Genomic DNA, 12,619 nt, shown 5'->3' with positions numbered 1-12,619 from the left:
CGACACGTGGTGACTGACGACGTCATTTGCAGACATCCCCTAGCCCAAGGACGGATGCCTGCTTCACGCTTGCCCGGGACGACGGTGAGTTATTCCGCCGGAGCGATGCTCGGCGCCAAAATCGCCTCGAGATGCTCCGGCCGGTCGCGATTGGCGTGGGTGAGGAACGCATCGGCGATGCCGCGCAACTGCCGGCTCAGTTCGCCGGCCATCGCCGCGGTGTCGAGCTTGGTGCGCTCGCGCACGATGGCCTGGACGGCGTTGATGTGGTGCGCGATCAGATCCGACGGCACCCTTTCCAGATCGGGCGCGTGCTCGATGATCCGGCACAGGCTCTCGGCGGCAGCACCCGCGGAAGGGTAGCCGAAGGTTGCGGCATCGCCCTTGATGTCGTGGGCGGCGCGGAACAGTTCTTCGCGCGTCGCATCGCTAAAGCCGTTCATCAGGATCGCGGCATGCGCGGCGGACAGGCGGTCGGCCTCGATCGCCATCCAGTTCTTGAACTCGCCGGAGAGGCCGGCCAGCGCCTTTTCCGCCCGTGCGACGGGATCGTCGAGATCGTCCTCCGGCACGCGCCGCAGCACCTTGCGCAAAGGATTGGGCTGCACGATCACATGGTGGGTCGAGAACTTCGTGACCTCGATATCCCTAGATTTCGCCATGCTAGATCCCCGCGCGCGCCTTCTCGAGCAGCGAGGGCTGCTGCATCACTTCCATCTCGCCGCCGACGCGGCGCTCGGGGCCGATATAGGCGGCGTTGGGGTTGCGGCGGCGGTCGGGCCCGAAATAGGTTTTGGTCTTGATGAAGGGGCGGGGATTGGCGACCACGTTCATGATGCGCTGATAGAGCCCCTTGGCCGAGATCGGCTTGGCCAGGAATTCGGTGACGCCGGCGTCGCGCGCTACCGTCACGCGCCGCTTTTCGGAATGGCCGGTCAGCATGATGATCGGCGCGTAGGGGTTACCCTTGGATTCCGGCTGCCGGATCATCTGCGCCAGCTCGAGCCCGTCGAAGATCGGCATCGACCAGTCGGTGATGACGATATCGGGCACGTAGTGGGTGTACATTTCGAGCGCGGTGGCGCCGTCCTCGGCTTCATAGACTTCGCGTGCGCCGAACGAATGCAGCAGCGTGCGCAGGATGCGCCGCATATGCGGGTTGTCGTCGCAAATCAGGAACCGCAGCTTGTTGAAATCGATGCGATACATGGTCGGGCCTCGCGGGCAGGCCGGGCCAAACGGCGTTACCCAGCGTTAACCATATCGCGGCGCGAGTTAACGAAGGGTTGCCGGGTGGAGCAGCCGGGTCGAATTTGGAATTGGCCGCCGCGCCGGCTCGCGACGCGCGAAGATAGGCTGACCACCACCAGGATACCGGCCGGTCTACTGTGCATGGGGTTGTTTTCGAAGTTTAGGTCCTAGTACCCGAACTGCTCGCGCAAAATGCGCTCTTCCAGGCTGTGGCCGGGGTCGAACAGCATCCGCATCGAGATCGTCTTGTCCGAGAGCACCTCGACCCGGCGAACGTCGCGGGCCTCGTCATGATCGGCAACCGCCGCCACGGGACGCTTGTCGCCTTCGAGCACCTCGATGACGACGAAGGCGGTGTTGGGCAGAAGCGCGCCGCGCCAGCGCCGCGGGCGGAAGGCGCTGATCGGGGTCAGTGCCAGCAGCGCGGCATTGATGGGGATGATAGGCCCTTGCGCGGAGAGGTTATAGGCGGTGGATCCGGCCGGCGTTGCGACCAGGATGCCGTCGGCGATCAATTCCGGCATCCGTTCGTGCTCGTCGATCAGGATGCGCAGCCGCGCGGCCTGATGCGTCTGGCGAAACAGCGCGACCTCGTTGATGGCGTGATGGATGTGTACCGTGCCGTGCACGTCGGTGGCGCGCATCAGCAGGGGATTGATCAGGGATTCGCGCGCGGCTTCCAGCCGCGCATGCAGGTCGTGGGTCGAGAACTCGTTCATCAGGAAGCCGACGGTGCCGCGGTGCATGCCGTAGATCGGCTTGCCCGTGCGCATGTGCGCATGCAGCGTCTGTAGCATCAGGCCGTCGCCGCCGAGCGCCACCACCGCGTCGGCATGGTTGGAGTCATGGTTGCCGTAGATATCGACGAGCTGCTTCAACGCCGCCTGCGCCTCCGCGCCGGCGCTCGCGACGAAGGCGATCTTTTCGTACCGCTTGGCCATGGCTACTCGTACTCGATAGCTACCCGTACTCGCGCGTTAAAGATGCGCCGGGGCTCGTCTATACAGCTTGGCTATCCTTGTCGAGATGACCAGGGCCGCCTTTCGGGCAAGGTAAATGAAATCGGGCGGCCGCTGAAAGCGACCGCCCGGAAATCGTCGTCGGTTAACGACCAGCTCAGTACTTGGCGACGACCGCGGTCGGTCCGCTGAACCGGTAGTTCACGCCGACCTTGACCTGGTTGATCGCGCCGGAGCTGCGCAGCGTGGTGACGCCATCGGTGGCGAGCGCGGTGCGGCTGCCCAGGTCGATGTAGTCGTATTCCGCCTTGGCCGACCAGTTCTTGCCGAGGTCGAATTCGGTGCCGTAGCCGACCAGCCAGCCGCTGCGGTGACCGCTGGTGCTAAAGCCATTGGTTGCTACGCCGAACTGATTGACGCAGGGACCAGCCGGGCCGTTGAGCGGCCCGAAGATGCAGCTCACGTTCACGCTGTCATCGGCCCACGCACCACCGGCCTTCACGTAGAACAGCATGCGGTCCCAGGAATAGCCGGCGCGGCCCGCCACGGTGGCCATCCAGTTCGACGAGTTCTGGCAGTTCAAGTTCACCGCAAAATCGATACCGGTGGTGCAGGTTCGCGAGCCTTGCAGGTTGACCGCGCCGATGTCGCCCTCGACGCCAAGCACGATGTTGTTGGCGAACTGATAGTTGTAGCCGGCCTGGAAGCCGCCCATGCCGCCCATCACGCGCGGATTGTTGCCGATGCCGCCGGTGTTGAGAAGCCGAATGTCGGTGTTGCCATATTCGACGCCGAGGAAGCCGCCGACATAGAAGCCGGTCCAGTTGGTCACCGGAATGACGGTGCCCAACGCCTTGACGGGGGCCTTGCGCGGCATCACGGCCGCGGCGATCTGCTCCGGCGTGAACTGATAGCGGAGGCCGGCGTTGCCGGTCCAGCCGTCGATGTTGTTGCCGTTGCGGTAGTCGACACGGGCGAAACCGAGCCAGCCGGTATTTTGAAGCTGGGCAGCGACGCCGAGCGAATACTGGCCGTAGGTGCCGACGCGCGTGGTGCTGTTGGTGCCGGTGAGGGTGAGCGGAATCGGCGGCACGAAGGCCAGCGCCAGCGCATTGAGGCTGACCGCGCTCGATTCGACATTGCCGGCGAACTCGTGGAACACGCTGACCGACGCAAACGGTTGCCAGACCATGTTCGATGAAACGATGGTGGTGCCGCCGCGCAGGCTGAGGCGACCGATCTGGCTCTCGATCGGCGCCGTCCGGTAGGTCGAAACGATGCCGTTGCCGATGACGCCGCCGCTCACGCTGAAGTCGTCGACCTTGGTCCGCGACCAGATGAATCCGGCCGACGGCTCGATGAACCAGTTATTGGCCAGCGCGAAATTGTAGCCGGCCGAGGTCGAAACCGAAACACCACGTGCGCCAACCTGCTGGCCGAACAGTCCGACCGCCGTGTTGGTGAGGTTGGAGTTGTAGAATTCCTCGCGAACCATGATGTCGGCGAAGAAGCGGCCATAGGTCGCCACCCCGTAGGCGCCGAAGAACGGGATTTCGAAATCGGTCGAGCCCGTGCTGCTGGTGGCGCGGGATGACAAGTAGCCGGCCGTCGTACCGACGTGGAGATTCCAGCCGCCGACGTTGAGTCTCGAAATGTCCTGTCCGACCTGGGTGCCGACAAAGGTCGACTTCACGCTGCCGGCGCAGTTGAAATTGGCGTCAGTGCCGAGAACCGGGTTGAAGACGCCGGCGTTCACATTGCCGGTTGCGGCCGAGTTGAACTTGTTGGTGACTTCGCCGCCGACGCTGCGGGTCCAGACGCCGCCGCCCGGCTGGTTCGGCTTCGGATCGCCAGGGGCAGAAACGAAAGCGCTGCCCTGCTGGCTGAGGAAGGCCGTGCTCATGTTGCCCAAGGCGGCCGCGAAGGAGCCCGAGGCTGCGCCGCCTGCTGCCGCGATCGCCGCAAACTGGGGGCCGAAATTGGCGGGCGGACCTGCACCAGGTCCGGTTACGGCGCCGACGCACTGTGCGAAAGCGCCTGAACTTGTCGAGACGGCCATCGCGAAGGCGATACCCGCCAGGATTCGGCCTTTGCCACCAATCGGTCCGAACTTCATGAGCAGTCCCCAAAATAAAAGCGCAATTCAAAATAAGCGAGGACTCGGCACCCTCGTGCTGCAATTCGTAAATGAGAGCGCGGGACTCCGGAAGTTCCGGGGAGGCTTTACCGGGCTTCGCACAGCAAGATTCCGGGCTCTGTGCCAATATGGCAACATCGCGACGGCGCCGTCGGTAGGAGGCGTGCCGCCCTCGGGCCCCCGCCGAGGCGAGCGTCCGGGCGGTTTGGGCGGGATGGCAAGCCGACTTCCGCCTCCGCTTATGACCCTGCCGGGCGTGATGTCCATCACATGCTGCGGCCGCGCTGGAGCTAGACTGTGGACGTGCCGCTTTCGGATTCGAACGCGGTCGCGGTCGGCAGAAAATTCGGTTATAATTCACCGATACTTGAAGGGATTGGCGCGGTTAGGGGTAGCCCAGCGCTCAAATGACAATGATCAGGCGTCTCGCATCATTGGCTGCGGTGATCGGAGGAACCATTCTGTCGATGGTTCTGGCGATCAATGTCGCTTTCGCGGCCGACAGGCGCGTGGCCCTGATTGTGGGCAATTCGACCTATCAGGCCGTTCCGCGGCTTCCGAATCCATCGCGCGATGCGGGCTCGGTTGCGAAGATGTTCAGGGACGCAGGCTTCGAAACGGTCGATCTTGCGCTCGACGTCGGCAATCTCGAGTTCAAGCGCGCGATCCGGAAATTCGAATCCATGGCCGATGACGCGGACATTGCCGTGGTCTTTTATGCCGGTCACGGTCTGGAAATCGGCGGGGTCAACTACCTGATCCCGGTCGATGCGCGGCTTGCCAGCGATCGCGATGCCGACGATGAGGCCATCACGCTCGAGCGTCTGGTGTCGTCTGCTGACGGCGCCCGGCGCCTTCGTCTCATCATCCTCGACGCCTGCCGCGACAATCCGTTCCTGACCAAGATGCGGCGGGAAAAAAAGATGGCGAACCGCGCGGCAGCCGCCTCCGGCCTCGGCAAGGTCGAGCCCACCAGCACCGACACCCTGATCGCCTACGCCGCGAAAGCTGGCTCGACGGCGGATGATGGCGTCGGCGAGCACAGCCCGTTCACCACCGCGGTCCTGAAAAATCTGACAGTGCCGGGGCTCGATGTCCGCCTCGCGTTCGGACGGATCCGCGACGAGGTGTTGAAGTCGACCGGCAACCGGCAGGAGCCGTTTGTCTACGGTTCGCTCGGCGGCGGCAACATCGCGCTGGTGCCCGCGCCGGTCGTTCAGCAGGAGATATCCTCGGCCGACATCAAGAAGGACTACGAGCTGGTCGAAAAGATCGGAACGGCCCGGGCCTGGCAGGTGTTCCTCGGCACCCATCCCAAGGGATTTTATGCCGATCTTGCCCGCGCGCAGATCGAGCGGCTGTCGGTCCCGCCGGTGCCGACGCCGGCGCCTGCGGCTCCCGCCACCACGCTCGCCGCCATCGAACCGACAAGGCCGCCCGGCAGCCGCGAGACGCCGACGCCGGAATCGATCGAATGGGACAAGGTGAAGGACAGCGCCGACATCGTGGCGCTACAGCGCTTCATCAAGCGCTTCCCCGATTCGCCGCTCGCGGTCGCCGCCCATGCGCGCCTCGAAGTGCTCCACAAGGCCGCGCAGGAACGGGAAGAACAGGCCCGCGCCGCGCGCGAGGCCGAGCGCAAGGCAGCCGAGGAAGCCCGCCGCCAGGCCGAGTTGCGCAAGGCGGAGCTCGCCGCCCAGAAGAAACGCGAGGACGATGAGCGGCGCGCCCGCGAGGCCGAGGCCGCCGAAAAGGCGAGGGTAGCGGCCGCCGAAGCCGCTGCGGCCAAGAAGCGTGAAGAAGACGAGCGCCGCGCCAGGGCGGCGGAGGCCGAGCAGAAGGCCAAGGCGGCGGAAGCCGAACGCAAGGCGCAGGAAGCCAAGCAGCGCGCCGAGCAGGCCGAACGCGATCGCCTTGCCGCGGAAGCTGCCGCCAAACGCGCAGCCGAGGAGAAGGCCGCCAAGGCGCAGGAGGCCGAGCAGAAGGCCCGGGCAGCGGAAGCCGAGCGCAAGGCCGCCGAGGAGAAGCGCAAGGCGGAGCAGGCCGAGCGCGAACGGATCGCCGCGGAAGCCGCCGCGCGTGCCGCCGCCGAGAAGCAGGCCAAAGAGGCCGAAGAAGCCCGCAAGAAGGCTGAACTGGCTGCGGCAAAGGAAGCCGCCTGCAAGAGCGAGCAAAGCAAGCTTGAACAGATCACCGCCAAGGGCAGCGAAGGCTCCGGCATGGACGACCTGAAGGCATTCGCCAAGGCCATGACCTGCGAGCGCCTTGGCGGCCTGGTGGTGGCCGCGCTCGACAAGTTCAAGGCAGAGGTTGCCAAGCGCGCCGCCGCGATGCCCAATTCACCCGAACTGGTCCGTTCGGCGCAAGCCGAGTTAACCCGTGTCGGCTGCCTGACCGGCAAGAAGGCTGACGGCACGCTCGACAGCCCGACCAAGAACGCCCTGAACCGCTACCTGAAGATCGGCGGCCAGCCGACCGAGAACGTCAATGTGACCGAAAAACTGGTTGCCGAGCTTTCCAAGCACGCCACCCGGGTTTGCCCGATCGAGTGCAAGGACGGCGAAACGCTGAAGGGCGAGACCTGCGTGGCCGCTGAGAAGCCGGCGCCTGCGACTGCCTCCCGGCGCAACCGGGATGGCGACGAAGACGAAAGACCGCGCCGCAAGCAGGTGAAGCGTCAGGAGCGTGAGGAACCGCGCCGCGCAAGACCGGAGCCGCCGCGCGTCCGTCAGGAAGCCGTTGCCCGGCCGAGCATCGTGAGCGGCGGCGGTGGCGGAGGCGGAGGCCGCAGCCACACCATGATCGGCGTTGGCTTCTGAGCGTTTGGCCGGTAAGCTACTGGCCTCGAGCATGATCATGTTCAACAAGGGATAAGCGCGATGACGCTTCAAAGAAAAGTCATCGTGCTCTGGTGCGCTGCGATCGACTGAATATGCAAATCGAGGAGGTCGCCCGGTGACTGCAAATCGAAGCTTGTTCTTGAAGTTCGTGGCCGCCGCAAGCATCGCGGCCGTGGTCGGGCTTTTGGCTCCTGCTTCGGCCACCGAGGCGGTTGGTGGGGACCAGCGTGTGTCCCGGACAGTCGCCGCCAAGGGTCCGGGATGGCGCGGCGTCTATGCGCGGCGCGATTATCGGCCGGATTGCGCGGGACCCTGGTGTGGCCGGCAATTCGTCCTGATCCTCGGTGTCAGCTATTGAGGCTAACTATCACGTCGTGGACGGCTTTCTGATTGAACTGTCCGTTTGGTAACCGCCTCAAGCCGTTGTGAAATGAGGCCTGTCGCATTTTTGGGCTAGAAGTCGGGCCGGGGCGAAACACGCCGGTTCGGAGACCCTGCACATGACCATCGGTTTTGCCGACACGCGCTGCCTGCGCGTGCTGGCCGTGCTCGTCGCTGTTGCTTTCGCCTTCCATGCCCGCGCGGACGATGCGCAGGAGCTTCCGGCCCGGCCCGCCGCGTCGGCGCCTTCCGGCCAGAAGGGCGGCAGCAGTCAACCCACGCCAGCCGCCGCCGAGCAGCACCGCTTGCCGCCGGATTCGACCACCAAGCACACGCTGGCGCTGCCGGGGCGGACGCTGTCCTTTACCGCGACCGCGGGCTCGATCCGGTTGTTCGACGACAAGGGCGAGCCGCAGGCCGATATCGCCTATACCTCTTACCAGCTCGATGGAGCCGACCACCGCAACCGCCCGGTAACGTTCCTGTTTAACGGCGGACCGGGGGCGTCCTCCGCCTGGCTACAGCTCGGCGCCGCCGGCCCCTGGCGGCTGTCGATCGCGGGCGAGGGGGCGGTCGCATCCGCTTCGCCCGAGCCGTCGCCCAATGCCGAGACGTGGCTGGACTTCACCGACCTCGTCTTCATCGATCCCGTCGGCACCGGCTATAGCCGTTTTGTCGCGACCGGCGAGGACGTGCGGAAGCGCTTCTATTCGGTCGGCGGCGATGTCAGTTCGATCGCGGTGGTGATCCGCCGCTGGCTGGAGAAATACGACCGCCTGCTGTCGCCAAAATTCGTCGCGGGCGAGAGCTATGGCGGCATCCGCGGCCCGAAGGTCGTGCGCAATCTTCAGACCGAGCAGGGCGTCGGCGTGCGCGGACTGGTCATGGTCTCGCCGGTATTCGATTTCCGGGAGCGCGGCGGCTCCAGCGTCATGCAGTATGTCGCGAGCCTTCCCACCATGGCTGCTGTCGCGCGGGAGGCCAAGGGAGCCGTGGCGCACAAGGATCTCGCCGATGTCGAGCGCTACGCAAGCGGCGAGTTTTTGGTCGATCTCGTCAAAGGGCAGGCAGATGCCGAAGCGACCAATCGCCTCGCCGACAAGGTCGCAAGCCTGACCGGCATCGATCAGGCGGTGAGCCGCCGGCTTGCCGGCCGATTCAACGTCGGCGAATTCCGCCGGGAATTCGATCGGAAGAGTGGCAGGGTGACCGGGCGATACGACGCCTCAGTGACCGGCTTCGATCCCTATCCGGATTCGAGCTACTTTCACTTCGGCGACCCTTCCGGCGATTCGCTCACCGCGCCGCTGACCAGCGCGGCGGTCGAGCTCACCCGCAACAAGCTCAACTGGCGGCCGGACGGCTCGTACTACCTGCTCAATGACTCGGTTGGCCGGGCCTGGGATTTCGGCCGCGGCCCCGCCGAGTCGGTCTCTGAGCTGCGGCAGGTGCTGGCGCTCGATCCGAAACTGAAGCTCCTGGTCGGCCACGGCCTGTTCGATCTGGCCACGCCCTATTTCGCAACCAGGATCATGCTCGATCAACTGCCGGCCTTTGCGAGCCCCGATCGCGTCAAGCTCGTGGTCTATCCGGGCGGCCACATGTTCTATTCGCGCGACGCCGCCCGGCAGGCGTTCCGGTCGGAAGTGCAGGGCCTGATGAAGTGACGGCCAAAATAGAACGGCGCAGCGGGGAGGCTGCGCCGTTCTAATTCAATCGATCGCGTCGATCAGTAAACCAGCCCGGTGCCCGGCGGCTTCTCCAAGGCTGCGGCGAGCGATTTGTACTCTTCGCTTTGCGTACCGGCGAGCGCGGCGATGCGGCTCAGATGATACTGCGCCTGATCGCGGTTGCCCTGTTCGACCTGCCACAGGCCGTAATACTGCCAGGTCTTGACGTGGTTGGGGTCGGCCTTCAGCGCGCGCTCGTACCAGACTTGCGAGACCTTGTAGTCGCCGAGCTTGCGGTAGGAATAGCCGATCAGATTGGCGACCGCCGCGCTGTCGTCGCGGTGCAGCGCCTTCAACTGCTCGATGGCGGAGGCATATTCGCCGCGGTCGTAGATCGCAGCATAGGCGGCGCGGTAGCCGGATGCGAATGCGGCATATTCGGAGTCCGGGCGCAGCTCGCTCTTCTTCTTGCCTTTCTTGCTGTCGGAAGGCGGCGGATCGTTGTCGGGCGCGGCATAGACCACGACGGGTGCTGCGGCCAGCACCACGGAGAGTATTCCCAGCGTCAAAAGCCTCGTGAATTTCTTCATGCAGTTCTCCTGTTCGCGTCGCACGGGTCGGCGCCGGGCGGCCTGTCGCATAGACCCGATCGCTTCCGCGTTCCGGTGGCGCCGATCCTATACCGAAGCCTGCCGGATTGAACATCTGCCGCCGCCGCGTATTCCCGCTCCAGCGTCATAATTTCGTGTGAATTCGCATCGTCAGCGCGATAACGGAGATGTCATGCAGATGAACGAAGCCCGACAAGGCGCTTCAGGAACCGTTCAGCGCGCCTGCGCCAGGATCGCAACCATCGACATCATCGCTAAACCCCAAGCTTTGATGTGATCCGAAAAGCGCCGCGGCCAGATCCACACATTGCCCCCCGCCGTGCGCCTTGTCGGATATCCGGTCCGCCGCCATTGCTTCCCCAGTGGCGGCGGGCCGGCGCTTTTTTGCTCCCCTGTTCGCGAATTCCAATTTGCCGGCGGAGCGGCTAGTTTCCGCCGCGGTCATGTTCGGGTTTGGCGCCTTGGGGAAATATCGGATACGCGCAGCCATCGTGCTGCTGCCGGTTGTGCTTGCGGGCTGCGCCGCCAGCGACGACGTGAAGAGCATCACCTTCACGGAGGATCGCGGCGTCTCCAACCAGCCCTTTCCCGGCAACTACCGCGCCGAAATCCTGGCCTTCATGAAGACCTACCTGAACAACCCTCTGGGGGTGCGTGAGGCGGCGATGGCCGAGCCGGTGCAACGGACCGTCGGCGGTCGCCTGCGCTACATCAGTTGCCTGCGGTTCGGCACCCGCGAAGCCGACGGCTCCTACCGCGAACCGCGCGAACGGGCGGTGCTCTACGTCGACGGCCGGCTCGATCGCGTCATCGAAAACCCCACCGACCTCTGTGCCGGAGCGACCTACGCGGCATTTCCCGAACTGGAAAAGATGACCCGTTAGCACCCCGGCGGACGCCGTTTGTGCGATGACCCGGACGCCTCGATCACGTTTCAGCGAGCGTTGAACCCTCGTTTACCAGTGCCGACTAATTGACGGGCGCAAACCGAGACGTCACGTGCAAAAATCCCGGGTTCCCATTGGAACAAAAGGGTTTTGTTGCCCGGGCGTCACATATGTGAATGAACGCTGCCGCGAAGCAACCCAATTGAGGCCACGTTGTTTTGTTGAGTGTCGTAGCTGAGATAACGGGGATCAGTGATGAAGAAGTTTTTGACCGGTGCTGCCAGCCTTGCTGCCTTTGCCGCCTTCGCCGGCCAGGCTTTTGCGGCTGATATGCCGGCCCGACCCTATACCAAGGCGCCGGCCTATACCGCGCCGGCGGTGGTCTATAACTGGACCGGCTTCTATATCGGCGGCCATGTCGGCGGCGCCTTCGCAGGCGACAACAGCCTCGTCAGCAGCGACGCCCGTTTCCTGGGCGGCGTGCAGGGCGGCTTTGACTATCAGTTCGCGCCGAACTGGGTGCTGGGTGCCGAGGCCCAGTATTCCTGGCTGAGCAGCAACAACAACAATAACGGGGTGATTTTCCCGGGCGGCACCCTGGTGACCGCCAACGGCGCCGACCAGATCGGGTCGGTGACCGGCCGGGTCGGCTACACCTGGGGTCCGGCGCTGCTCTACGCCAAGGGCGGTTACGCCTGGCGCGACGGCAACAACATCGGCGTGAGCATCGCCGGCGTGCCGCAGCCCTTCGTCACCGACGGCAACCGCAAGGACGGCTACACCGTGGGCGGCGGCCTCGAATACATGTTCGCGCCCAACTGGTCGGCCAAGGCCGAGTACCAGTACTACAATTTCGGCAACACCACCTTCACCGCGGCACCGGCCGACGTGGTCGGGACGCGCTTCCGCAACGACGAGCACACCGTCAAGGTCGGCGTGAACTACCGGTTCGGCTGGGGTGGGCCCGCGGCGGCGCGGTACTGAGATCAAGGCGGATCAGCAAGACGAAGAAAAGGCCGGCGCAAGCCGGCCTTTTTGATTCCGCGCGCCTTCCGATTTCGCACGATGGCGTCGCGCGCCGGCCCTTGCGCTCGGCTCGAAAAATAATTTTCTGCGATGCACGGAACTTTCACTGTCATGCGCTATTATGCGTTTCACCGGGGTTGGTGGACAAACAAACATGCGTGCTTTTGCGTTAGGGCTGATCTTTTCCGCGCTCGCGGTGCCGTGCCTCGCCCAGACCATCCTGAAATCCGAACCTCTCGTTCTTGCGCCCTATGAGATTGCCTTCGTGCAGGATGCTTCCTGCGGGACGGGCAAGGTACTCAAGGTGACGGGCGCAATCCGTGGGCTTAACCGGAAGAAGGTTTGCGTGACGCTGGCTTCGGAGCAGGCCTCTCTAGTGAGCGCGACACCGTAAGGCACTCGTCCCCAAGGGACTCCGCACCACGATCGGATCGTGGTGGCTGAAAGCATCTGTCTGTCGATTGGCCGGCGGCGGGTTTACGAGGCCCACTCCAATTCCAGCTTGGCGTCGCGTTCGGCCTCGGCCTTGTTCCTGGCCGGATCCTCGTTCGGCTCGGCCTGGCAGGGCTTGATCTCATAGTCGTTGTCCAGCACCGGCCGCGGGTGTGCTGTTTCCTCGTCTGATACGGCATCGACAACCAGACCCGAGCGCCGGGCGATCTTCCATACGTCCGCTTCGGTCGGATAGGCCTTGCTCAGCCTGTCGTTATTGGAAAACAGCGCATAGGGCATCTCTTGGCTCCGTCAAAACCATCTAACGTGCGGAAGGGGCAGGGGTTTCGCCTGGGCCAATTCACCGCCGCATCACGGACGGGTGAGGGCCGAAAATGGTCCGTTTCGGGCCGTTTTGCAGGTCT

The 12,619-nt window shown here is 64.4% G+C and carries 12 protein-coding genes; 6 read left to right on the top strand and 6 right to left on the bottom strand.

Translation table 11 applies throughout. The features are described 5' to 3' along the window. Nucleotides 1–89: 89 nt before the first annotated feature. The 4 genes from JQ628_RS22135 to JQ628_RS22120 form a co-directional block, all read right to left on the bottom strand. Nucleotides 90–662: an Hpt domain-containing protein gene (locus JQ628_RS22135; RefSeq protein WP_212225323.1), complete on the bottom strand. Its 573-nt coding sequence runs from the start codon at nt 660–662 to the stop codon at nt 90–92. Between the two features lies 1 nt (nt 663). Next, nucleotides 664–1,209: a response regulator gene (locus JQ628_RS22130; RefSeq protein WP_212225322.1), complete on the bottom strand. Its 546-nt coding sequence runs from the start codon at nt 1,207–1,209 to the stop codon at nt 664–666. A gap of 209 nt (nt 1,210–1,418) precedes the next feature. Further along, nucleotides 1,419–2,192: an NAD kinase gene (locus tag JQ628_RS22125; RefSeq protein ID WP_212225321.1), complete on the bottom strand. Its 774-nt coding sequence runs from the start codon at nt 2,190–2,192 to the stop codon at nt 1,419–1,421. 175 nt (nt 2,193–2,367) lie between these two features. Further along, entirely contained in the window at nt 2,368–4,326 is a 1,959-nt protein-coding gene (locus tag JQ628_RS22120; RefSeq protein WP_212225319.1) for an autotransporter outer membrane beta-barrel domain-containing protein, read from the bottom strand. Between the two features lie 428 nt (nt 4,327–4,754). On the opposite strand from JQ628_RS22120, the gene JQ628_RS22115 reads away from it, so the two are divergent. The 3 genes from JQ628_RS22115 to JQ628_RS22105 all read left to right on the top strand — a co-directional run bounded on the left by JQ628_RS22115 (nt 4,755) and on the right by JQ628_RS22105 (nt 9,235). After that, a complete protein-coding gene (locus tag JQ628_RS22115; RefSeq protein ID WP_249128225.1) occupies nt 4,755–7,166 on the top strand; it encodes a caspase family protein in 2,412 nt (803 codons plus the stop codon). 136 nt (nt 7,167–7,302) lie between these two features. Next, on the top strand, nt 7,303–7,545 hold the full coding sequence (locus JQ628_RS22110; protein WP_212225317.1) for a hypothetical protein: 243 nt from the start codon (nt 7,303–7,305) through the stop codon (nt 7,543–7,545). 142 nt (nt 7,546–7,687) lie between these two features. Continuing rightward, nucleotides 7,688–9,235, top strand: a complete 1,548-nt coding sequence (locus JQ628_RS22105; protein WP_212225315.1) for a S10 family peptidase — start codon at nt 7,688–7,690, stop codon at nt 9,233–9,235. 62 nt (nt 9,236–9,297) lie between these two features. On the opposite strand, the gene JQ628_RS22100 is transcribed toward JQ628_RS22105, so the two are convergent. Beyond that, complete coding sequence (locus JQ628_RS22100; protein ID WP_212225313.1) at nt 9,298–9,828, bottom strand: tetratricopeptide repeat protein; 531 nt, start codon at nt 9,826–9,828, stop codon at nt 9,298–9,300. A gap of 347 nt (nt 9,829–10,175) precedes the next feature. Between JQ628_RS22100 and JQ628_RS22095 the strand changes: the two genes are divergently transcribed. The 3 genes from JQ628_RS22095 (at nt 10,176) to JQ628_RS22085 (ending at nt 12,156) form a co-directional block, all read left to right on the top strand. Then, the gene (locus tag JQ628_RS22095; RefSeq protein ID WP_433996156.1) at nt 10,176–10,733 is read left to right on the top strand and encodes a hypothetical protein; all 558 of its coding nucleotides are present in this window, start codon (nt 10,176–10,178) and stop codon (nt 10,731–10,733) included. Nucleotides 10,734–10,991: 258 nt separating this feature from the next. Beyond that, nucleotides 10,992–11,720, top strand: a complete 729-nt coding sequence (locus JQ628_RS22090; protein ID WP_212225311.1) for an outer membrane protein — start codon at nt 10,992–10,994, stop codon at nt 11,718–11,720. Nucleotides 11,721–11,916: 196 nt separating this feature from the next. After that, nucleotides 11,917–12,156 carry a hypothetical protein gene (locus JQ628_RS22085; protein ID WP_212225309.1) on the top strand — a complete coding sequence of 80 codons (240 nt, stop codon included), beginning with the start codon at nt 11,917–11,919 and terminating at the stop codon, nt 12,154–12,156. Nucleotides 12,157–12,239: 83 nt separating this feature from the next. Here JQ628_RS22085 and JQ628_RS22080 read toward each other — a convergent pair whose 3' ends face one another. Beyond that, complete coding sequence (locus JQ628_RS22080; RefSeq protein ID WP_212225307.1) at nt 12,240–12,494, bottom strand: hypothetical protein; 255 nt, start codon at nt 12,492–12,494, stop codon at nt 12,240–12,242. Nucleotides 12,495–12,619 lie beyond the last annotated feature (125 nt).

It is taken from the genome of Bradyrhizobium lablabi, from assembly GCF_018129385.1.
Taxonomy (GTDB): domain Bacteria; phylum Pseudomonadota; class Alphaproteobacteria; order Rhizobiales; family Xanthobacteraceae; genus Bradyrhizobium; species Bradyrhizobium lablabi_C.
The sequence above is the reverse complement of the archived record's forward strand: the minus strand, read 5'-3'. Positions and strand labels throughout refer to the sequence as shown.

Bases quoted from the DNA above. Each gene is read 5' to 3' on its own strand.
- JQ628_RS22135 (WP_212225323.1), bottom strand. From the start codon at position 662: ATGGCGAAATCTAGGGATATCGAGGTCACGAAGTTCTCGACCCACCAT.
- JQ628_RS22130 (WP_212225322.1), bottom strand. From the start codon at position 1,209: ATGTATCGCATCGATTTCAACAAGCTGCGGTTCCTGATTTGCGACGAC.
- JQ628_RS22125 (WP_212225321.1), bottom strand. From the start codon at position 2,192: ATGGCCAAGCGGTACGAAAAGATCGCCTTCGTCGCGAGCGCCGGCGCG.
- JQ628_RS22120 (WP_212225319.1), bottom strand. From the start codon at position 4,326: ATGAAGTTCGGACCGATTGGTGGCAAAGGCCGAATCCTGGCGGGTATC.
- JQ628_RS22115 (WP_249128225.1), top strand. From the start codon at position 4,755: ATGACAATGATCAGGCGTCTCGCATCATTGGCTGCGGTGATCGGAGGA.
- JQ628_RS22105 (WP_212225315.1), top strand. From the start codon at position 7,688: ATGACCATCGGTTTTGCCGACACGCGCTGCCTGCGCGTGCTGGCCGTG.
- JQ628_RS22100 (WP_212225313.1), bottom strand. From the start codon at position 9,828: ATGAAGAAATTCACGAGGCTTTTGACGCTGGGAATACTCTCCGTGGTG.
- JQ628_RS22090 (WP_212225311.1), top strand. From the start codon at position 10,992: ATGAAGAAGTTTTTGACCGGTGCTGCCAGCCTTGCTGCCTTTGCCGCC.
- JQ628_RS22085 (WP_212225309.1), top strand. From the start codon at position 11,917: ATGCGTGCTTTTGCGTTAGGGCTGATCTTTTCCGCGCTCGCGGTGCCG.
- JQ628_RS22080 (WP_212225307.1), bottom strand. From the start codon at position 12,494: ATGCCCTATGCGCTGTTTTCCAATAACGACAGGCTGAGCAAGGCCTAT.